The sequence below is a fragment of the Kribbella qitaiheensis genome (genome assembly GCF_014217565.1).
In the GTDB taxonomy this organism is placed as follows: domain Bacteria; phylum Actinomycetota; class Actinomycetes; order Propionibacteriales; family Kribbellaceae; genus Kribbella; species Kribbella qitaiheensis_A.
In genome coordinates this window covers 3,328,787-3,350,672 of the sequence record NZ_CP043661.1, presented here as the reverse complement: position 1 = coordinate 3,350,672, position 21,886 = coordinate 3,328,787, and the positions used below count along the sequence as shown (strand labels likewise).

The window sequence follows — 21,886 nt, the reverse complement described above, 5'->3', positions numbered from 1 at the left end:
GATGACGGCCCTGGACTACCTGGTCAAGAAGCCGCTGAGCTCGCTCGACCACCTCGGCGAGCAGCTCGCCTTCTACCTCAAGGCGCTGGCCTGGTCGGGCAAGTCGATCACCCGGTACCGCCGGGAGATCCTCCGGCTGCTGGCCGAGGTGACGCTCGGCACCGGCGCGCTCGCCGTCATCGGCGGCACCGTCGGCGTGATCACCTTCCTGGCCTTCTTCACCGGCACCGAGGTCGGCCTGCAGGGCTACTCGGCGCTGAACCAGATCGGCACCTCGGCCTTCGCCGGCTTCGTCAGCGCGTACATCAACACCCGTGAGATCGGCCCGCTGATCGCCGGTATCGCCCTGGCCGCGACCGTCGGCTGCGGCTTCACCGCCCAGCTCGGCGCGATGCGGATCAGTGAGGAGATCGACGCGCTCGAGGTGATGGCGATCCCGTCGCTGCCGTACCTGGTCACCACCCGGATCATCGCCGGCCTGATCGCGGTGATCCCCTTGTACGTCGTGGGTCTGCTCTCGTCGTACTTCGCCACCCGGCTGACCGTGACCACCTTCTACGGGCAGAGCACCGGAACGTACGACCATTACTTCCATCTGTTCTTGCCACCCGGCGACGTGCTCTGGTCCTTCGGGAAGGTGCTCGTCTTCGCGGTCCTGGTGATCCTGGTGCACTGCTACCACGGGTACCACGCGTCCGGCGGTCCTGCCGGCGTCGGTGTTGCCGTCGGCCGCGCGGTACGGACGTCGATCGTCGTGATCAACGTCGTCGACCTGCTGCTGTCGATGGCGATCTGGGGTACGACGACCACGGTCAGGCTGGCGGGATAGCGCCGTGACACAGACACTGACCAGACGTGTTCTCGGTACCGCCTTCATCGGGCTGCTCTGTTTCCTGCTCTGGCTGACCTACGCGTTCTACGCGAAGGTCTTCACCGACACGGTCACGGTGGAGCTGAAGACCAGCCACATCGGCCTCCAGCTCAACAGGCACGCCGACGTGAAGCTGCGCGGCATCATCGTCGGCGAGGTGAAGCAGGTCTCGACCGACGGCGACGAGGCCACCGTCGAGCTGTCCCTGAAGCCGGACCAGGTGAAGGAGATCTCCAGCCAGGTCAGCGCCCGGATCCTGCCGAAGACGCTGTTCGGTGAGAAGTACGTCGCGCTGGTGCCGCCGCAGGGCAGCGAAGGCCGGGCGATCCGCGCCGGCGACGTGATCGCGCGGGACAAGACGGCGGTCGGCATCGAGATCGAGAAGGTGCTGAACGACGCGCTGCCGTTGCTGCAGGCGGTCGATCCGGCCGATCTGAACGCCACCCTGAACACGCTCGCGACGGCGCTGGAGGGTCGCGGCAGCGAGATCGCCAAGACGCTCACCCAGCTCGACGGGTATCTGAAGAAGCTCAACCCGAGCGTGCCGAACCTGATCGCGGCGCTGACCAAGCTCACCCAGGTCTCCCAGATCTACGGCGACGTCACCCCGGACCTGGTCCGGGCGCTGCGCAACCTCACCATCACCGGCAACACCGTGGTGGAGAAGGAGCAGCAGTTGCAGAAGTTCTTCACCGACGTACAGACGTTGTCGACCACCGGCGACGGGTTCCTCAAGGAGAACGAGGACCGGGTGATCCGCCTCGGCGAGGTGAGCCGGCCGGTACTGGACCTGCTGGAGCGGTACTCGCCGGAGTTCCCCTGCTTCCTCAAGGTGATGACGGATACCGCGCCGGTGCTGAACGACACGTTCCGCGACGGCGAGCTGCATATCAACCTGGAGCTGATCACGAACCAGCCCACGCCGTACACGTCGGACGAGCTGCCGGCCTACAAGGACCACCGCGGGCCGACCTGCGTGGGCAAGAACTACAGCGTGCCGGGGGAGAAGCCCGGGCCGTACACGCAAGACAACCCGGCGCCGTACGTGACCGGTGACGACGGTGTGATCGGCGACCACAACAAGACCACCCGCTTCCCGCTGAACCTGACCCTGAACCGGTCGGCGCCCGGGTTCGCGATGGACAACGGCGGCGCCGGCACCCCGGCCGAGCAGCGGGTGATCGACTCCTTCGCCGGCCCGGTGCTCGGGATGCCGGCCGACGACGTACCGGATCTGACCACCCTGATGATCGGCCCCCTGGTCCGTGGCGGTCAGGTGAACCTAAGGTGACCCCCCTCGAACGTTCGGCACGCAGCTCCGGCGCCCAGGTGGGCACCTCGCCGCGTTGTCGGAGGGGCACGATGAACCCCGCATCGAGCCCCTCCTCCGCCTTGCGATGCACCCACCTGGACACCGGAGCTGCGCACCAACATCCGAGGGGGGTCACCCCATGAAGCTCTTCGACAAGAAGACGACGGCCGACACCGTGCGGCTGGGGATCTTCGTGGTGATCACGACGATCGCGACCGCACTGCTGGCCGTCACCATCGGCAACATCAGCTTCAACGCGACCACGAAGTACCGGGCCGTGTTCACCGATGTCGTGGGGCTGAACAAGGGCGACGACATCCGGATCGCGGGCGTCCGGGTCGGCCAGGTCGACAAGATCGCCATCTATCAGGACAAGTACGCGATGGTGACGTTCAGCGTCGACACCGACCAGTCCGTCGACACCACCACCCGGGCGACGCTGCGCTACCGCAACCTGGTCGGCAACCGCTACATCGCGCTCACCGAGGGCGTCGGCGGCGGCACCCGGATGAAGAAGAACGGGCTGATCGACAAGGACCGGACGGCGCCCGCGCTGGACCTGTCGGTGCTGTTCAACGGGTTCAAGCCGCTGTTCACCGCGCTCACCCCGGCCGATGTGAACCAGTTCGCCTTCGAGGTGATCAAGGTGCTCCAGGGCGAGGGCGGCACGATCGAGAGCTTGCTCGCTCGGACCGCCTCGCTGACCAGCACGCTGGCCGACTCCGACCAGGTGATCGGTGACCTGATCACCAACCTGACGTCGACGCTGCAGATCGTCTCGCAGCGGCAGCAGAATTTCTCCCAGCTGCTGATCAACCTGCAGCAGTTCATCACCGGGCTGAGTCAGGACATCAACCCGATCCTGGGCTCGCTCGGCTCGATCAACTCGCTGAACAACAAGACGGCCGGCCTGTTGCAGCAGACCCGGGTCCCGCTGAAGGCCGATCTGGACCGGCTCCGCACGGTGGCGACGACCCTGGACGACACCCAGGCGATCTGGGTGAAGACGCTGCAGTACATGCCGGAGAAGCTGCAGACGATGACCCGGACCGCGCAGTACGGGTCGTGGTTCAACTTCTTCCTCTGTGGCTTCGACGGCAACGTGACCCTGCCGCTCGGCACCCGGATCCCGGTCTCCTACGACAACAACTCCGCGAGGTGCGCGAAGTGAAGCCGTTCAGGGAACAGAACCAGGTCACCATCGGGGTGGTCGGGCTGACCATCATCGGGCTGATCATGCTGGCCGCGTTCAAGGCCCAGGACCTGCCGCTGATCGGTGGCGGCACGAAGTACTCCGCGCAGTTCTCCGAGGCCGGCGGGCTGAAGCCGAACGACGAGATCCGGGTCGCCGGTGTCCGGGTCGGCCAGGTCCGCAAGGTGGAGCTGGAAGGCACCCACGTCCGGGTCGACTTCGTGGTGGACAAGGGCGTGAAGCTCGGCGACAAGACCGGTGCCGAGATGAAGATCAAGACCCTGCTCGGGCAGAAGTACCTCAAGCTGAACCCGGCGGGGGACGGCAAGCTCAAGGAGGGCACCGAGATCCCGCTGGACCGGACGGTCTCCGCGTACGACGTGGTCGACGCCTTCACCGATCTGGCCAACACGACCGAGCGGATCGACACCGCCCAGCTGGCCAAGGCCCTGGACACCCTGTCGTCGACCTTCAAGAACACGCCACAAGAGGTCCGTGCCTCGCTGGACGGGCTGTCCCGGCTGTCCCGGAACGTGGCCAAGCGCGACGAAGAGCTGAAGAAGCTGCTGCAGCACTCCGATGTCGTCACCAAGATCCTGGCCGACCGGAACGCGCAGCTGATCAAGCTGCTGAAGGACGGCAACACGGTGTTCCAGGCGGTCCAGGCCCGGCGGGCGCTGATCCACGAACTGCTGGTCTCGACCCAGAAGCTGTCCGCCCAGATCACCGCGCTGGTCCGGGAGAACCGCAAGGATCTGTCGCCGACCCTGCAGAAGGTCAACGCCGTACTGGGCGTCCTGCTGAAGAACCAGGATTCCCTCGACGCCAGCATCAAGGGCCTGGCGCCCTACGCCCGGGTCTTCACCAACACGCTCGGCACCGGGCCGTGGTTCGACACCTATGTGCAGAACCTGGTGCCGGTGCCCGAGATCCCGCTGCCGAAGGTGCCGATCCCCGGCCTGCCGATCCTTGGAGGTGGCCGATGAGGAAGATCGCCGGCTTCTCCCGGCTGGTCGCGCTCGGTGTCGTCCTGGTGGTGATCGGGGTCAGCGTGATCGCGCTCTGGCCGCACCCGAAGCGGGTCAGCGCCACGGCGTACTTCCCGCGCGCGGTCAGCGTCTACCCCGGTTCGGACGTCCGGATCCTCGGCATCAAGGTCGGCGAGATCGAGAGCGTGACGCCGGCCGGCCGCTCGGTCCGGGTGAAGTTCTGGTGGGAGGCCGAGCACAAGGTTCCCGCCGACGCGAAGGCGGTGATCGCCTCGCCGTCGATCGTTGCCGATCGCTACATCCAGCTCACCCCGGCGTACTCCAAGGGCTCCGTGATGGCCGACGGGGCCCAGATCCCGCTGGAGCGCACCGCAGTACCGCTGGAGCTGGACCAGATCTACCAGAGCCTGAACGACCTGTCCGTCGCGCTCGGCCCGAAGGGGGCGAACGACCAAGGTGCGCTGTCGCGGCTGCTGGACGTCTCCGCGGCGAACCTGAACGGCCAGGGCGCCAAGCTGAACCAGACCATCACCGACGTCTCGACGCTGACCCAGACCCTGGCGGGGAACTCCAAGAGTCTGTTCAGCACGGTCCGGCAGTTGCAGACCTTCGTCTCCGCGCTGGCCGCGAACGACACCCTCGTGAAGCAGTTCAACACCAACTTCGCCGCCACCTCGACCACGCTCGCCGGGGAGCGCAAAGACCTCGGCGCGGCGCTGTCCACGCTGGCGACCGCGCTCGGAGAGGTCGCCTCGTTCGTCAAGGACAACCGGGCCCTGCTGAAGACGACGATCTCCGGTGCCACCGACCTCTCCCAGATCCTGGTCAAGGAGAAGGCGGCGCTGGCCGAGATCATCGACACCGCGCCGCTCGGCCTGGGCAACCTGGCCCGCGTCTACAACCCGCAGTTCGGCACCCTGGACCAGCGGATCAACCTGGCCCAGCTGGACGACCCGGCCTCCTTCATCTGCTCGATCCTGCTGCAGGCGAACCAGCCGCTGTCGACCTGTTCGGCGCTGAAGGGCGTGATCGACCTGTTGCCGAAGCTCCCGCTGCTGGGCTCGATCACCGGTTCCGGTGGCCCCGCCGGTACGCCGTGGGCGCCGCCGCCACCGAAGAAGCTGCCCAGCCCGGACAACGTCGACGAGACTCTCGGCGGCCTGGTCCCGGGAGGTGCCAAGTGAGACGCCGTACTGCGATGGTGGCGGGTGTGGTCGCGATGGCCACCCTGTTGTCCGGTTGCGATTTCAGCGTCTACTCGCTGCCGTTGCCGGGCGGCGCCAAGATCAAGGGCCCGTCGTACACGGTCACGGTCGAGTTCGCCGACGTGCTCGACCTGGTGCCCAAGTCGACGGTGAAGGTGGACGACGTCACCGTCGGCACGGTGCAGAAGGTCTGGCTCGAGGGCTACGTGGCCAAGGTCAAGATCAAGCTGCCGAAGAGCCTTGACCTGCCCGACAACACCCACGCGACGATCCGGCAGACCAGCCTGCTGGGTGAGAAGTTCGTCTCGCTCGCCCCGCCGACCGGCGACGAGAAGCCGCAGGGCAAGCTGGACAACGGCGAGCTGATCCCACTGTCGCGGACCACCAGCAACGTCGAGGTCGAGGAAGTGCTGTCCGCACTCTCGCTGCTGCTGAACGGCGGCGGTGTCGCGCAGTTGCAGATCATCACCCAGGAGCTGAACAAGGCGCTGACCGGCAATGAGCCGGCCATCCGAAGCGTGCTCACCCAGCTGAACACCTTCGTCGGCACGCTGGATCAGAACAAGCAGAAGATCGTCACCGCGATCACCGCGGTGGACGCGCTGGCGAAGAAGCTGAACGCGCAGAAGACGACGCTGGCGACCGCGATCGACTCGCTGCCGAAGTCGATCTCCACCCTGGACAAGCAGCGCGCCGCCCTGGTCAAGACGCTGCAGGCGCTGAGCAAGCTGGGCAGTACCGCGACCCGGGTGATCACGGCCTCGCAGAAGGACCTGGTCGCGAACCTGCAGTCGCTCTACCCGGTGCTGACCAAGCTGGCCGAGGCGGGGGAGAACCTGCCGAAGGCGCTCGAGCTGATGTTCACCTACCCCTTCCCGGACGCTGCGGGGAAGGCGGTGCAGGGTGACTTCACCAACCTGAACATCACCCTCGACGTGAACACGCAGAAGGCGCTGAAGGGCCTGCTCGGGCTCAACCTGCCCACTACCGGCTTGACCTTGCCGACGCTGGGGATCAGCCTGCCGCTGCACAACTCCCCGCAGTTCCCGACGGGCAAGGGCACAGGTGGTCTGCCGCCGCTGCCGTTGCCGACCGGGGCGGCGACCAGCTGCATCACGCTGCTAGGCCTGCCGGTCTGTACGCCGAAGCTGAACCGGTCCGCGTTCGATCCGGAGCTGGCCAAGGTCCTGATGCCGGGGGTGGCGAAGTGATCACCAAAGGTGTCCGGATCCAGCTGATGGTGTTCCTGCTGATCACCGTGGTCGGTGTCGCGTTCGTCGGCGCGAAGTACGCGCAGGTCGACCGGTTGTTCTTCGACGACAGTTATACGGTCAGCGCCAGCTTCGCCGAGTCCGGTGGCATCTTCACCGGCGCCGAGGTGACGTACCGCGGCCAGCCGGTCGGCCGGGTCGGCCAGCTGAAGCTGCTGTCCGACGGCGTCGAGGTCAACCTCGACATCGACAACAAGACGAAGATCCCGAAGGACCTGCTCGCCGTGGTGGCGAACCGGTCCGCGATCGGCGAGCAGTACGTCGACCTGCAACCGCGACGGGACGGCTCGCCGTACTTGCAGGACCACTCGAAGATCGCCCGGGCCGACACCGCGCTGCCGATCGACACCACCGAGCTGCTGCTCAACCTGGACCAACTGGTGAACTCGGTCGACAAGGACAGCCTGCGGACGACGGTGAAGGAGCTCGGCGACGCGCTCCGGGGCCGCGGCAGCGACCTGCAGAAGATCATCGACAGCTCCGGGGTGCTGATCAACGACGCGGACGCGAACATCCTGCAGACGATCAAGCTGATCAACGACGGCAACACCGTGCTGGCCACGCAGGTGGCCAGCGGTGACGCGATCAAGACCTGGGCGAAGAACCTGGCGCTGCTGTCGGACACGCTGGTCAGCTCGGACGCGAACCTGCGCAAGGTGATCGACCAAGGCTCGGGTGCCTCCGAGCAGCTCACCGCCCTGATCTCGGAGAACCGCGGCGACATCGCAGTACTGCTCGGGAACCTGCTGACCACCGGTGAGATGACCGCGGTCCGGCTGGACGCCGTCGAGCAGTTGCTGGTCGTCTACCCGGCTGTGGCGATGGGCGGATACGTAGTACCGGGGAAGGATCCGGGGACGGGGCACTACGACGCCCACTTCGGCCTGGTGCTCGGCTTCAGCCCGCCTGCCTGCCGGGCCGGCTACGGCGGCACGACCTGGCGCGTTCCGCAGGACACGACCGACAAGGCCGCGAACACCAAGGCCGGCTGTACGGCCTCGCCGGGCTCGGGCATCGACGTCCGTGGCTCCCAGAACAAGCCGGCGCCTTCGTCGCGCACCCTGAACCGCACCGGGTACGGCGTCGGCTACGACCCGGCGACCGGTGACGCCGGCGGGACCGGCGGGATGCCGGACCTGATCCTCGGCTCGACAGGCGGTCAGGCCGACCTGCTCGGCGCTGACTCCTGGAAAGCTCTTATCCTCGGACCGGTGAGTGGAAAGTGACTTCTCGTACCTCCCGGCGCGGGCCGGTGATCCTGGCCTGGGCGCTGAGCGTCCTGCTCCTGGTCGCCCTGACCGCTGCCGTCCTGTCGGCGGTGGCACTGAGCCGTCAGCACAGTCGCGACAGTGAACGGACCAGCGCGATGCAGGCGGCCCGGCAGTTGACGCTCGACTTCACGACGTACAAGTACAGCTCCTGGGACGAGGACTCCAAGCGGGTGCTGGACGGCTCGACCGGACAGTTCAAGGAAGAGTTCGCGGCGGGCGCGAACCAGGTGAAGACCGAGGTGGTGACGAACCAGGCCACCTCGACCGGTGAGGTGGTGGAGGCCGCGGTGGTGTCGAACGACAAGGACTCGGCCCAGGTGCTGGTGATCGCGAACGCGGTGGTCACCAACACGGCCTCCAAGGACGGTGTCCAGCGGCGCTACCGGATCAAGCTCGACATGGTCCGGGAGAAGAACCGCTGGCTGACCGCCGACTTCCAGGTGGTGGGCTGATGCCGGACCGTCCCAGGAACCGCCCCCGGATCGCCGGCCAACGCCGTACCGGAGAAGCCCGTACTACGGACGCCACGGAGCTCCCGCCGGCCGAGGACGCCGGGCCGGAGACCCCTGAAGTTGCTGCCGAGGCACCCCAGGACGCCGTCTCCGACGTGTCAACCGACACGATTGAAACGGCTGAAAAGCGGGTAACCCCCGTCTCCGGTGGCAAGGCCACTATTACGGGCAGTGATGTTGAGGCATCCTCGGACCCGGTCGAAGCCGATGCCACGCGGAAGGGCCCGGTCGGCGTCGTGCTGTCCGCACTGCTCGCCGTACTGATCGTGCTGGTGCTCGCCGTCGCCGGGATCATGGGCGTGAAGGCGCTGAAGGGCAAGCAGGCCGAGGACGCCCGCAGCCAGGCCGCGACCGCCGGCCGGAAGGCCGCGGAGGTCGCCTTGAGCTACGACTACCGCTCACTGGACAAGAGTTTCGCGGCGGCCCGGGCCACCATGACCCCGGATTTCGCCACCAAGTTCGACGCCACCGCCAAGGTGGCCGGCGAGCTCGCGACCAAGACCAAGGCGACGGTCAAGGCCGACGTCCGCGAGGTCGGCGTTCGCGACGGCGACGCGAACCGGGTCACGCTGGTGATCTTCGTGAACCAGACCACCACCAGCACGATCACGCAGGGTAAGCCGCGGGTGGATCTGAACCGGACCCGATTCACAATGGTCCGAAACGGGGATCAATGGCTGGTCCAGGAGATCTCCGGACTGTAGTCTCTTTGTGACTCCGGACAGGACGTGCCGGGCGGCTCGCGAGTAGGTCTACTCGCTGGAGAACCCGGGTCGTTCCTTGACGGAGTGGGTGGTCCGAAGGCATAGTATCGGACCCCATTGGACAGGCTTGCCCTGATCGGGTAGCCTATTGCTTTGCGCTGCCTTTACCCCACCCTGGTTCGGCTCAAAACTTGACTAGGGTCGTTTGGCATGCGCTCCCAGCACCGAAGTGCCAGCACAGTAGTTACTTTGCGAGCCCGTGGAAGGACGCCCCTTGGTCGCCTCGCGCAACCCTCAGTCCGACAGTATTACCAACGTTTCCGGCTCCCGCCGCATCTCCTTCGCAAAGATCTCAGAGCCTCTCGAGGTTCCGGATCTCCTTGCGCTGCAGGTGGACAGTTTCGACTGGCTGGTCGGGAACGAAACCTGGCAGGCCCGGGTGGCCGCCGCCGAGGCGGAGGGTCGAACCGACCTCTCCTCCCCGTCCGGCCTGGAGGAGATCTTCGAAGAGATCTCCCCGATCGAGGACTTCAGCGGCACCATGTCGCTGTCGTTCCGGGACCACCGATTCGAGCCCCCGAAGAACACGGTCGACGAGTGCAAGGAACGTGACGTCACCTACTCGGCGCCACTGTTCGTCACCGCCGAGTTCATGAACAACGAGACCGGCGAGATCAAGAGCCAGACCGTCTTCATGGGTGACTTCCCGTTGATGACGCGCAAGGGCACGTTCGTGATCAACGGCACCGAGCGTGTCGTCGTGTCCCAGCTGGTCCGCTCGCCCGGTGTGTACTTCGAGCGCACGCCGGACAAGACGTCGGACAAGGACATCTTCACCGCCAAGATCATCCCGTCGCGCGGTGCGTGGCTGGAGTTCGAGGTCGACAAGCGCGACATGGTGGGCGTGCGGCTGGACCGCAAGCGCAAGCAGAACGTCACCGTGCTGCTCAAGGCGCTCGGCTGGACCGACGCGCAGATCCTCGAGGAGTTCGGCGAGTACGAGTCGATCCGCCTCACCCTGGAGAAGGACCACACCTCCGGGCAGGACGACGCGCTGCTCGACATCTACCGCAAGCTGCGCCCCGGCGAACCGCCGACGCGTGAGGCTGCGCAGGCGCTGTTGGACAACTACTACTTCAACGGCAAGCGCTACGACCTGGCCAAGGTCGGCCGGTACAAGATCAACAAGAAGCTGGGCCGTGACGAGACTCACGACACCGCGGTTCTGACGATCAATGACATCGTCGCGACGATCAAATACCTGGTCGCGCTGCACGAGGGCAAGACCGAGCTGACCGCGCCGCAGGGCGAGATCGTCGTCGAAGAGGACGACATCGATCACTTCGGCAACCGTCGTCTGCGCACGGTCGGCGAGCTGATCCAGAACCAGTTGCGTACCGGGCTTGCCCGGATGGAGCGCGTGGTTCGCGAGCGGATGACGACCCAGGACGTCGAGGCGATCACGCCGCAGACCCTGATCAACATCCGCCCGGTGGTCGCGGCGCTGAAGGAGTTCTTCGGAACCTCCCAGCTGTCGCAGTTCATGGACCAGACCAACCCGATCGCGGGACTCACCCACAAGCGCCGCCTGTCGGCCCTTGGCCCGGGTGGTCTGTCGCGTGAGCGGGCCGGCTTCGAGGTCCGCGACGTACACCCGTCCCACTACGGCCGGATGTGCCCGATCGAGACCCCGGAAGGCCCGAACATCGGCCTGATCGGTTCGCTCGCGACGTACGGCCGGGTGAACCCGTTCGGCTTCGTCGAGACGCCGTACCGCAAGGTGGTCGACGGCCGGGTCACCAACCAGGTCGACTACCTGACCGCGGACGAGGAGGACCGTTTCGTCATCGCTCAGGCCAACGCCGCGCTGACCCCTGACGACGTGTTCGCCGAAGACCGGGTGCTGGTTCGCCGGCGCCACGGTGAGGTCGAGCTCGTGCTGGTCGACGACGTGGACTACATGGACGTCTCGCCGCGCCAGATGGTGTCGGTCGCGACGGCGATGATCCCGTTCCTTGAGCACGACGACGCCAACCGCGCCCTGATGGGGTCCAACATGCAGCGCCAGGCCGTTCCGCTGATCACCGCGGACGCCCCCCTGGTCGGTACCGGCATGGAGTTCCGCGGTGCGGTCGACGCCGGCGACGTGGTGGTGTCGGAGAAGGGCGGTGTGATCAAGGAGGTTTCGGCCGATCTGATCGAGGTCGCCGCCGACGACGGCACCTACCAGACCTACCGGCTGCAGAAGTTCCGTCGCTCGAACCAGGGCACCTGCATCAACCAGCGTCCGCTGGTAGACGCCGGTCAGCGGGTCGAGGTCGGTTCGCCGCTGGCGGACGGTCCGTGCACCGACGAGGGTGAAATGGCCCTCGGCCGGAACCTGCTCGTGGCATTCATGCCGTGGGAAGGGCACAACTACGAGGACGCGATCATCCTCAGCCAGCGGGTCGTGCAGCAGGACCTGCTCACCTCGATCCACATCGAGGAGCACGAGGTCGACGCCCGCGACACCAAGCTCGGCCCGGAAGAGATCACTCGGGACATCCCGAACGTCTCCGACGAGATGCTGGCCGACCTGGACGAGCGCGGCATCATCCGGATCGGCGCGGAGGTCACCACCGGTGACATCCTGGTCGGCAAGGTCACGCCCAAGGGTGAGACCGAGCTGACCCCGGAGGAGCGACTGCTCCGGGCGATCTTCGGTGAGAAGGCCCGTGAGGTCCGCGACACCTCGCTGAAGGTGCCGCACGGTGAGAACGGAACCGTCATCGGGGTCCGCGTCTTCGACCGGGACAACGGCGACGAACTGCCGCCGGGCGTGAACCAGCTGGTCCGCGTGTACGTCGCGCAGAAGCGCAAGATCTCCGTCGGTGACAAGCTCGCCGGACGCCATGGCAACAAGGGCGTCATCTCGAAGATCCTGCCGGTCGAGGACATGCCGTTCATGGAAGACGGCACCCAGGTCGACATCATCTTGAACCCGCTGGGCGTGCCCGGCCGGATGAACGTCGGTCAGGTGCTCGAGACCCACCTCGGCTGGGTTGCCAGCCGCGGCTGGAAGGTCGACCCGGACAGCACCGAAGAGTGGGCCCAGCGACTGATCAAGATCGGTGCCGGCGAAGCCGCTCCGTTCACGAACGTCGCCACCCCGGTCTTCGACGGCGCGCGTGAGGAAGAGGTCACCGGCCCTGCTCGGCTCGACCCTGCCGAACCGCGACGGCGACCGGATGGTCGACAGCACCGGCAAGGCCAACCTGTTCGACGGCCGCTCGGGTGAGCCTTTCCCGCAGCCGGTCGGCGTCGGCTACATGTACATGCTGAAGCTGCACCACCTGGTGGATGACAAGATCCACGCCCGTTCGACCGGTCCGTACTCGATGATCACGCAGCAGCCGCTGGGTGGTAAGGCGCAGTTCGGTGGTCAGCGGTTCGGCGAGATGGAGGTGTGGGCCCTCGAGGCCTACGGTGCCGCCTTCGCGCTGCAGGAGTTGCTGACGATCAAGTCGGACGACGTGGTCGGTCGCGTCAAGGTGTACGAAGCGATCGTCAAGGGCGAGAACATCCCGGAGCCGGGTATCCCGGAGTCCTTCAAGGTTCTGGTCAAGGAAATGCAGTCCCTGTGTCTGAATGTCGAGGTCCTCTCGTCCGACGGAAGCCGGGTCGAGATGCGCGACAGCGAAGAGGACGTCTTCCGCGCTGCGGAAGAACTGGGAATCGACCTGTCCCGGCGCGAGCCGAACAGCGTCGAGGAGGTCTGAGCGGGTTGCCGCTTGAGATCAACAGCCAACTCACTCAGACCATCTTTACAATCGGGAGATAACACATCGTGCTCGACGTGAACTTCTTCGACGAGCTTCGGATCGGCCTGGCGACTGCGGATGAAATCCGCCAGTGGTCGCACGGCGAGGTCAAGAAGCCCGAGACGATCAACTACCGGACGCTCAAGCCCGAGCGTGACGGTCTGTTCTGCGAGAAGATCTTCGGTCCCACCCGGGACTGGGAGTGCTACTGCGGTAAATACAAGCGTGTTCGCTTCAAGGGCATCATCTGCGAGCGGTGTGGCGTCGAAGTCACCCGTTCCAAGGTGCGCCGCGAGCGGATGGGCCACATCGAGCTGGCCGCGCCGGTCACCCACATCTGGTACTTCAAGGGTGTCCCGTCGCGACTCGGCTACCTGCTCGACCTCGCCCCGAAGGACCTCGAGAAGGTCATCTACTTCGCGGCGTACATGATCACCGACGTCGACGACGAGGCGCGGCACCGCGACCTCTCGTCGTTGGAGGGCCGGACCGATGTCGAGCGCAAGCAGCTCGAGGGCCGGCGCGACAACGACATCGAGACCCGGATGAAGAAGCTCGAAGAGGACCTCGCCCAGCTCGAGGCCGAGGGCGCGAAGGCCGACGTTCGCCGCAAGGTGAAGGAAGGCGCCGAGCGTGAGGTCAAGCAGCTGCGCGACCGTGCGCAGCGCGAGATCGACCGCCTCGACGAGGTCTGGAGCCGGTTCAAGAACCTCAAGGTCCAAGACCTCGAGGGTGACGAGATCCTGTACCGCGCCATGAAGGAGCGGTTCGGCAAGTACTTCGAGGGTTCGATGGGCGCGGCCGCGATTCAGCGGCGCCTGGAGACCTTCGACCTCAAGGCCGAGGCGGACAGCCTGCGGGAGACCATCAAGACCGGTAAGGGCCAGCGCAAGACGCGTGCCCTGAAGCGGCTCAAGGTCGTCACCGCGTTCCTGGCCACCAACAACAGCCCGATGGGCATGGTGCTCGACTGCGTTCCGGTGATCCCGCCGGACCTGCGGCCGATGGTTCAGCTCGACGGTGGCCGGTTCGCCACCTCCGACCTGAACGACCTGTACCGCCGGGTGATCAACCGGAACAACCGGCTCAAGCGGCTGCTCGACCTGGGCGCGCCCGAGATCATCGTCAACAACGAGAAGCGGATGCTGCAGGAGGCCGTCGACGCACTGTTCGACAACGGCCGCCGTGGGCGTCCGGTCACCGGCCCGGGCAACCGGCCGCTGAAGTCGCTGTCCGACATGCTCAAGGGCAAGCAGGGTCGCTTCCGTCAGAACCTGCTGGGCAAGCGCGTCGACTACTCCGGCCGTTCGGTCATCGTGGTCGGCCCGCAGCTGAAGCTGCACCAGTGCGGTCTGCCGAAGGCGATGGCGCTGGAGCTGTTCAAGCCGTTCGTGATGAAGCGGCTGGTCGACCTCAACCACGCGCAGAACATCAAGTCCGCCAAGCGGATGGTCGAGCGTCAGCGCGCCCAGGTCTGGGACGTGCTGGAAGAGGTCATCACCGAGCACCCGGTCCTGCTCAACCGTGCACCGACCCTGCACCGGCTGGGTATCCAGGCGTTCGAGCCGCAGCTGATCGAGGGCAAGGCGATCCAGATCCACCCGCTCGTCTGCTCCGCGTTCAACGCGGACTTCGACGGTGACCAGATGGCGGTGCACCTGCCGCTGTCGGCCGAGGCGCAGGCCGAGGCCCGGATCCTGATGCTGTCGACGAACAACATCCTGAAGCCCGCTGACGGCCGTCCGGTCACGATGCCGACCCAGGACATGATCATCGGCATCTACTTCCTGACCATGCTGAAGGAAGGCGTGCCGGGCGAGGGCCGGGCGTTCAGCTCACTGGCGGAGGCCCTGATGGCCTTCGACCGCAAGGAGCTGTCGCTGCAGGCCAAGATCACGCTCCGGCTCGACCAGGCCGGCGCGCCGGCCGGCTCGACCGAGCGCCCGAACGGTGGATTCTCGATGGAGACCACGCTGGGCCGCGCCCTCTTCAACGAGGCGCTGCCGAGCGACTACACCTTCGTGGACACCGAGGTCGGCAAGAAGCAGCTGGGCTCGATCGTCAACGATCTGGCCGAGCGTTACTCCAAGGTCCAGGTGGCGTTCTGCCTGGACGCGCTGAAGGACCTCGGTTTCCGCTGGGCCACCCGCTCGGGTGTCACGGTGTCGATCGACGACTTCAGCACGCCGCCGAGCAAGCCGGAGATCATGGCTCGCTACGAGGCCCAGGCCGAGAAGGTCCAGAAGCAGTTCGAGCGTGGTCTGATCACCGCGTCCGAGCGGCGGCAGGAACTGATCGAGATCTGGACCGGGGCCAACGCCGAGGTCGGTAAGGCCATGGAGGAGAACTTCGAGAAGGCCAACCCGATCTGGATGATGGTCCACTCGGGTGCCCGGGGAAACATGATGCAGATCCGGCAGATCGCCGGTATGCGTGGCCTGGTGGCCAACCCGAAGGGCGAGATCATCGCCCGGCCGATCAAGGCGAACTTCCGTGAGGGTCTGTCGGTGGTCGAGTACTTCATCGCCACCCACGGTGCTCGTAAGGGTCTTGCCGACACCGCGCTGCGGACCGCCGACTCGGGGTACCTGACCCGTCGTCTGGTGGACGTGTCGCAGGACGTCATCATCCGCGAGGAGGACTGCGGCACCGAGCGTGGTCTGCCCAAGCAGATCGGTCAGACCGGCGCGGACGGCAAGACCGTGCACGCCGAGAACGTGGAGACCAGCGCCTACGCACGCACCTTGGCGACGGACACGTTCGACGCCAAGGGCAAGCTGGTGCTGGCCGCGGGCAGCGACCTGGGCGATGTCTCCATCGCCATCCTGGTCGATGCCGGTATCGAGTCGGTCAAGGTCCGCTCCGTGCTGACCTGTGACGCCAAGACCGGTACCTGCGCGAAGTGCTACGGCCGTTCGCTGGCGACCGGCAAGCCGGTCGACATCGGTGAGGCCGTCGGCATCATCGCGGCGCAGTCCATCGGTGAGCCGGGTACGCAGCTGACGATGCGTACCTTCCACACCGGTGGTGTCGCGGGTGATGACATCACCCACGGTCTGCCGCGTGTTGTCGAGCTCTTCGAGGCTCGCCAGCCCAAGGGCAAGGCGCCGATCGCCGAGGCCGCGGGCAAGATCTCGATCGAGGACACGGACAAGACCCGGAAGTTGGTGCTCACCCCGGACGACGGTTCCGAGGAGGTCGCCTACCCGGTGTCCAAGCGTGGCCGCCTGCTGATCGAAGAGGGTCAGCACGTCGAGGTCGGTCAGCAGCTGACGCAGGGTACGCCGGACCCGCAGGAAGTTCTGCGGATCCTGGGTGTCCGCAAGGCGCAGGAGCACCTGGTGGACGAGGTCCAGGAGGTCTACCGGTCGCAGGGTGTGGCCATCCACGACAAGCACATCGAGATCATCGTCCGGCAGATGCTGCGCCGGGTCACGGTGATCGAGTCCGGCGAGGCGAACCTGCTGCCGGGCGAGCTGGCGGACCGGCTGATGTTCGAGGCCGAGAACCGTCGGGTGGTTGCCGAGGGCGGTACGCCGGCGTCTGGTCGTCCGGTGCTGATGGGTATCACCAAGGCGTCGCTCGCGACCGAGTCGTGGCTGTCGGCCGCCTCCTTCCAGGAGACGACCCGGGTCCTGACCGAGGCCGCGATCCACGGCAAGTCCGACTCGCTGGTCGGTCTGAAGGAGAACGTCATCATCGGAAAGCTGATCCCGGCGGGTACCGGCATGGACCGTTACCGCAACATCCGGGTGGAGCCCACCGAGGAGGCGAAGGCCGCGATGTACTCGATGGTCGGTTACGAGTCGTACGACTACGACTTCGGCCCGTCCACCGGTCAGTCGGTCCCGCTGGACGACTTCGACCTCGGTTCGTACAAGAACTGAGCTGGTCCCGTAGTACGGCCGAGGGCGGCACCCCCACCAGGGGGTGCCGCCCTCGGGCTTTTCCGGCCGCCCGCGCCGGTGGTTGCCTAGGGCAAATTACGCGCCGGGGCCCGGATCGATGGCCGGGAAGGGGTTCTGGCGCAGGCGGCCGCGGCAACACGCCGAGGGTGGTCGAGCGGCTGCAGAGTGTCGCGAGGGGTCGGCGTGTAAGTGTCGGCGGGATGCGCGAAGATGACGCACATGCCGGATCTCCCGCCCTACCTGCGACCGTTCGTGCTGGACGTCGAAGGGGTCGCGGACCAGTCCGTCGACCGCGTCGGCGAGCTGGACTTCTACCGCCCCGCCAGTACGGCGCGGACGGGCGCGATCCTGTTGATTCACGGGGGTCCGGGGCCCGCCGGCCTCACCACCTCGCCGCGCGACTGGCCGGTCTATCAGGGCTATGCGACGGCGATCGCCCAGCGCGGCCTGGTGGCCGTCGTGGTCGACCACAGCCTGATTCGTGGACTCGACCAGCTGACCGCCGCCGCCGACGACGTGGAGGCCGCTGTCGGCCTGCTGCGGGCCGATTCCCAGGTGGACCCGGAGCGCGTGCTGCTCTGGTTCTTCTCCGGTGCCGGGCTGCTGGCGGGGGAGTGGCTGGACAGCCGCCCCGACTGGCTGCGCGGCGTCGCCCTGACCTACCCCCTGCTCGCCACCCCGCCCGGTGTCGACGAACTGGTTTCCGCTGCCGAGGTGATCGGCAGACACGACCGGGGCGGTGGGGCGGGGAAAGATTCAAACAGCGTCCTGCCGGTGCTGCTGACGAGGGTCGGCCGTGAGCGAGCTGAGCTCGCCGGGCCGGTGGCGGAGTTCGTCTCCGCCGGTGGCACCGCGCTGGACATCATCGACGTACCGAAAGGGCAACACGGCTTCGACATGCTCGACCACACCGACGAATCCCGCGCCGCGGTGACCAAGGCCCTCGACTGGGCCATCGCCCACCTGGGCGAAGACCCCACCGGCCAACTCCCCATCCCAGCCACTCCCCAGGCCGCTGCCGCCCCGGCTGCCACGACCCCCGCCACCAGCCGCCGGACCAGCGCCCCCGCCGCTGCCCCGGCCCCGACTCGCCCGGCCCCGGCAGAGCCGGCTGCGCCCGCCAGCCAGCCGATCGCGACCACGACCAGGCCCACCGCTCCCGCGGCGGCGCCGACCGATACCGCTGCGGCTCGGGTGGTCGGGCGGGAGCACTCGGCGTACGAAGCGCATGATCTGGAAGCGTTTCTGGCCATGTACTCACCGACCGCACAGCTCCAGACGGCAGAAGGCAAGGTACTGCGCGGTCGCCGGTTGCTGCGGGAGTACTACCAGCCGCGGTTCGAGGCCGGCCAGTGCAAGACCGAGCTGATTCACCGGATGACGCTGGGTGAATGGGTGGTGGACCAGTCCATCAGCCATGACGGCGACCACGGCGCTACGCCGGCAATCGCCTTCTACCGCGTACAAGAAGGCCTCATTACCGAGGTCCGCATCCTCGCCTGAGGCGCCGATGCCAGGGTTCCGGCGCTGACCCTGTAAACTGGACACGCGGCTGCGCCTCAGTGCCGTACGGTCTTCTGTTTTGACCGTGCTTGAGGCAGCCGCTAGTCTTAACGATCGTGCCCGGGTCATCCTGGGCCGTCATGCGTGCCCCTCGTAATATTTCCGGGTCAGCGCGTGGCACGGGACTTCTGCCGACAGTCAGAAAGTTTATGACTCCGGCGTGTCCGTGCCCTCGCGACACACCCGACCGCGGGGGTCAGGTGCGCAGCAACCGACCGGACGACAGAAAGAGACCTACGCGGTGCCCACCATCCAGCAGTTGGTCCGCAAGGGCCGCCAGGACAAGGTGTCCAAGAACAAGACGCCGGCCCTGAAGGGTTCCCCTCAGCGTCGTGGTGTGTGCACGCGCGTCTACACGACCACCCCGAAGAAGCCGAACTCGGCTCTTCGTAAGGTCGCTCGCGTCCGCCTCACCAGCGGCATCGAGGTCACCGCCTACATCCCGGGCGTCGGCCACAACCTGCAGGAGCACTCGATCGTGCTCGTGCGTGGTGGTCGTGTGAAGGACCTCCCGGGTGTCCGGTACAAGATCATCCGCGGTTCGCTCGACACCCAGGGTGTGAAGAACCGGAAGCAGGCTCGCAGCCGGTACGGCGCGAAGAAGGAGAAGAGCTAATGCCGCGTAAGGGTCCCGCCCCGAAGCGGCCGGTCATCATCGACCCGGTCTACAGTTCGCCGCTCGTCACACAGTTGATCTCCAAGATCCTGGTCGACGGCAAGAAGCAGATCGCCCAGAGCATCGTCTACACGGCGCTCGAGGGCACCCGGACGAAGACCGGCACCGATCCCGTGATCACGCTGAAGCGCGCACTGGACAACGTGAAGCCCAGCATCGAGGTGAAGAGCCGCCGCGTCGGTGGAGCCACCTACCAGGTGCCGATCGAGGTCAAGCCCGGTCGCTCGACCACGCTCGCCCTGCGCTGGCTCACGTCGTACTCCCGCGGTCGTCGCGAGAAGACCATGTCCGAGCGCCTGATGAACGAGATCCTGGACGCGTCGAACGGTCTGGGTGCCGCAGTCAAGCGCCGCGAGGACACGCACAAGATGGCCGAAGCCAACAAGGCTTTCGCCCACTACCGCTGGTGATCCGGGGTCCGATCCCGGACCCCTGCGATTCACCCATTTTGAAGCTAGACAGAAGCGAGAGGTAGACCACCGAGGTGGCCGTACAAATCACCACCGACCTGAGCATGGTGCGCAACATCGGCATCATGGCCCACATCGACGCCGGTAAGACGACGACGACCGAGCGGATCCTCTTCTACACCGGTATCACTTACAAGATCGGTGAGGTCCACGACGGCGCCGCCACGATGGACTGGATGGAGCAGGAGCAGGAGCGCGGCATCACGATCACGTCCGCCGCGACGACCTGCATCTGGAAAGACCACACCATCAACATCATCGACACCCCGGGTCACGTCGACTTCACCGTCGAGGTAGAGCGCTCGCTGCGCGTCCTCGACGGCGCGGTCGCCGTGTTCGACGGTGTCGCGGGTGTCGAGCCGCAGTCGGAGACCGTGTGGCGTCAGGCGGACCGGTACGGCGTACCGCGGATCTGCTTCGTCAACAAGCTCGACCGGACCGGCGCGGAGTTCATGCGCTGCGTCGACATGATCATCGACCGGCTGGCCGCGGTGCCGTTGGTGCTGCAGCTGCCGATCGGTGCCGAGGCCGACTTCATCGGCGTCGTCGACCTGATCGGGATGCGCGCGCTGACCTGGCGCGGCGAGACCACGATGGGTGAGGACTACACCGTCGAGGAGATCCCGGCCAGTCACACCGAGATCGCCGCCGAGTGGCGCGACAAGCTGATCGAGACGCTGGCCGAGGCCGACGACGAGATCATGGAGATGTACCTGGAGGGCGAAGAGCCGTCCCAGGAGCAGATCGTGGCCGGCATCCGGCGCGCGACCATCGCCAGCAAGCTGACCCCGGTGCTGACCGGTACGGCCTTCAAGAACAAGGGCGTCCAGCCGCTGCTCGACGCGATCAACGCCTTCCTGCCGAGCCCGGTCGACGTGCCCGACATCGAGGGCCACGACGTCAAGGACGCCGCGGTCGTCGTCACCCGCAAGCCGGATGACTCCGAGCCGTTCTCGGCCCTGGCGTACAAGATCGCGGCCGACCCGCACCTGGGCAAGCTGACCTTCATCCGGGTGTACTCGGGCAAGCTCGAGACCGGCACCCAGGTCCTGAACCCCACCAAGGGGCGCAAGGAGCGGATCGGCAAGATCTACCGGATGCACGCGAACAAGCGTGAGGAGATCGCGTCGGTCGGCGCCGGCCACATCGTCGCGGTGATGGGTCTTAAGGACACCACCACCGGTGAGACGCTGTGCGACCCGAGCAAGCCTGTCGTGCTGGAGTCGATGACGTTCCCGGCGCCGGTCATCTCGGTCGCCATCGAGCCGAAGTCGAAGGGCGACCAGGAGAAGCTGGGCGTCGCGATCCAGCGGCTCGCCGAGGAGGACCCGACCTTCCAGGTCCGGACCGACGAGGATACCGGCCAGACGATCATCGCCGGTATGGGTGAGCTCCACCTGGAGATCCTGGTCGACCGGATGAAGCGCGAGTTCCGCGTCGAGGCCAACGTCGGCAAGCCCCAGGTCGCCTACCGCGAGACCATCAAGAAGAAGGTCGAGAAGGTCGACTACACGCACAAGAAGCAGACCGGTGGTTCGGGTCAGTTCGCGCGTGTGATCATCAACATCGAGCCGACGTCGGCCGAGGGCGGTGGCGAGGGCGGTTACGAGTTCGTCAACGCCGTCACCGGTGGCCGGATCCCGCGGGAGTACATCCCGTCGGTGGACGAGGGTGCCCAGGAAGCGATGGAGTTCGGCGTCCTGGCCGGCTACCCGATGGTGGACGTCAAGGTCACCCTGACCGACGGCGCCTACCACGATGTCGACTCGTCCGAGCTCGCCTTCAAGATCGCCGGTTCGATGGCTTTCAAGGACGCCGCCCGCAGGGCGACGCCGGTCATCCTCGAGCCGATGTTCTCGGTCGAGGTCATCACCCCTGAGGACTACATGGGTGAAGTGATCGGCGACCTCAACTCACGCCGCGGCCAGATCCAGTCAATGGACGAAGGCCCCGGGGGCAGCCGGGCTATCAAGGCTCTGGTGCCGTTGTCCGAGATGTTCGGGTATGTCGGTGACCTGCGGTCGAAGACCCAGGGTCGCGCGTCGTACTCGATGCAGTTCGATTCCTACGCCGAGGTTCCGAAGAACGTGGCGGAAGAGATCATCAAGAAGGCCCGCGGCGAGTAGTCTCGCCCCGGACCAA

At 66.4% G+C, this 21,886-nt stretch carries 14 protein-coding genes and 1 pseudogene; all 15 read left to right on the top strand.

The genetic code is table 11. The features are described 5' to 3' along the window. The first annotated feature begins 1 nt into the window (after window position 1). The 15 genes and pseudogenes from F1D05_RS15445 to fusA all read left to right on the top strand — a co-directional run bounded on the left by F1D05_RS15445 (window position 2) and on the right by fusA (window position 21,870). Entirely contained in the window at window positions 2-829 is an 828-nt protein-coding gene (locus tag F1D05_RS15445) for an MlaE family ABC transporter permease (protein WP_185448332.1), read from the top strand. Window positions 830-833: 4 nt separating this feature from the next. Further along, on the top strand, window positions 834-2,162 hold the full coding sequence (locus tag F1D05_RS15440; protein WP_246486720.1) for an MCE family protein: 1,329 nt from the start codon (window positions 834-836) through the stop codon (window positions 2,160-2,162). Between the two features lie 160 nt (window positions 2,163-2,322). Next, a complete protein-coding gene (locus F1D05_RS15435) occupies window positions 2,323-3,354 on the top strand; it encodes an MCE family protein (RefSeq protein WP_185448331.1) in 1,032 nt (343 codons plus the stop codon). Beyond that, the gene (locus F1D05_RS15430) at window positions 3,351-4,361 is read left to right on the top strand and encodes an MCE family protein (protein ID WP_185448330.1); all 1,011 of its coding nucleotides are present in this window, start codon (window positions 3,351-3,353) and stop codon (window positions 4,359-4,361) included. The genes F1D05_RS15435 and F1D05_RS15430 overlap by 4 nt, the downstream gene beginning before the upstream one ends. Then, entirely contained in the window at window positions 4,358-5,548 is a 1,191-nt protein-coding gene (locus F1D05_RS15425) for an MCE family protein (RefSeq protein ID WP_185448329.1), read from the top strand. The genes F1D05_RS15430 and F1D05_RS15425 overlap by 4 nt, the downstream gene beginning before the upstream one ends. Next, entirely contained in the window at window positions 5,545-6,780 is a 1,236-nt protein-coding gene (locus F1D05_RS15420) for an MCE family protein (RefSeq protein ID WP_246486719.1), read from the top strand. The genes F1D05_RS15425 and F1D05_RS15420 overlap by 4 nt, the downstream gene beginning before the upstream one ends. After that, window positions 6,777-8,066: an MCE family protein gene (locus tag F1D05_RS15415; RefSeq protein WP_185448328.1), complete on the top strand. Its 1,290-nt coding sequence runs from the start codon at window positions 6,777-6,779 to the stop codon at window positions 8,064-8,066. The genes F1D05_RS15420 and F1D05_RS15415 overlap by 4 nt, the downstream gene beginning before the upstream one ends. Continuing rightward, window positions 8,063-8,563 carry a hypothetical protein gene (locus F1D05_RS15410; RefSeq protein ID WP_185448327.1) on the top strand — a complete coding sequence of 167 codons (501 nt, stop codon included), beginning with the start codon at window positions 8,063-8,065 and terminating at the stop codon, window positions 8,561-8,563. Before F1D05_RS15415 ends, F1D05_RS15410 begins: the two co-directional genes overlap by 4 nt. Continuing rightward, window positions 8,563-9,327 carry a hypothetical protein gene (locus F1D05_RS15405; RefSeq protein ID WP_185448326.1) on the top strand — a complete coding sequence of 255 codons (765 nt, stop codon included), beginning with the start codon at window positions 8,563-8,565 and terminating at the stop codon, window positions 9,325-9,327. Before F1D05_RS15410 ends, F1D05_RS15405 begins: the two co-directional genes overlap by 1 nt. A 274-nt stretch (window positions 9,328-9,601) precedes the next feature. Continuing rightward, window positions 9,602-13,085, top strand: a pseudogene (gene rpoB, locus F1D05_RS15400) (DNA-directed RNA polymerase subunit beta). A 68-nt stretch (window positions 13,086-13,153) separates the two neighbouring features. Beyond that, on the top strand, window positions 13,154-17,014 hold the full coding sequence (locus F1D05_RS15395) for a DNA-directed RNA polymerase subunit beta' (RefSeq protein ID WP_185448325.1): 3,861 nt from the start codon (window positions 13,154-13,156) through the stop codon (window positions 17,012-17,014). A 231-nt stretch (window positions 17,015-17,245) separates the two neighbouring features. Further along, the gene (locus F1D05_RS15390; RefSeq protein ID WP_246486718.1) at window positions 17,246-18,538 is read left to right on the top strand and encodes a nuclear transport factor 2 family protein; all 1,293 of its coding nucleotides are present in this window, start codon (window positions 17,246-17,248) and stop codon (window positions 18,536-18,538) included. A gap of 301 nt (window positions 18,539-18,839) precedes the next feature. Then, window positions 18,840-19,214, top strand: a complete 375-nt coding sequence (gene rpsL / locus F1D05_RS15385) for a 30S ribosomal protein S12 (RefSeq protein ID WP_012923692.1) — start codon at window positions 18,840-18,842, stop codon at window positions 19,212-19,214. Beyond that, window positions 19,214-19,684, top strand: coding sequence for a 30S ribosomal protein S7 (gene rpsG / locus F1D05_RS15380; RefSeq protein ID WP_185448324.1), 471 nt, complete (start codon window positions 19,214-19,216; stop codon window positions 19,682-19,684). The genes rpsL and rpsG overlap by 1 nt, the downstream gene beginning before the upstream one ends. 104 nt (window positions 19,685-19,788) lie before the next feature. Further along, complete coding sequence (gene fusA, locus F1D05_RS15375; RefSeq protein ID WP_219733016.1) at window positions 19,789-21,870, top strand: elongation factor G; 2,082 nt, start codon at window positions 19,789-19,791, stop codon at window positions 21,868-21,870. Window positions 21,871-21,886: the final 16 nt, after the last annotated feature.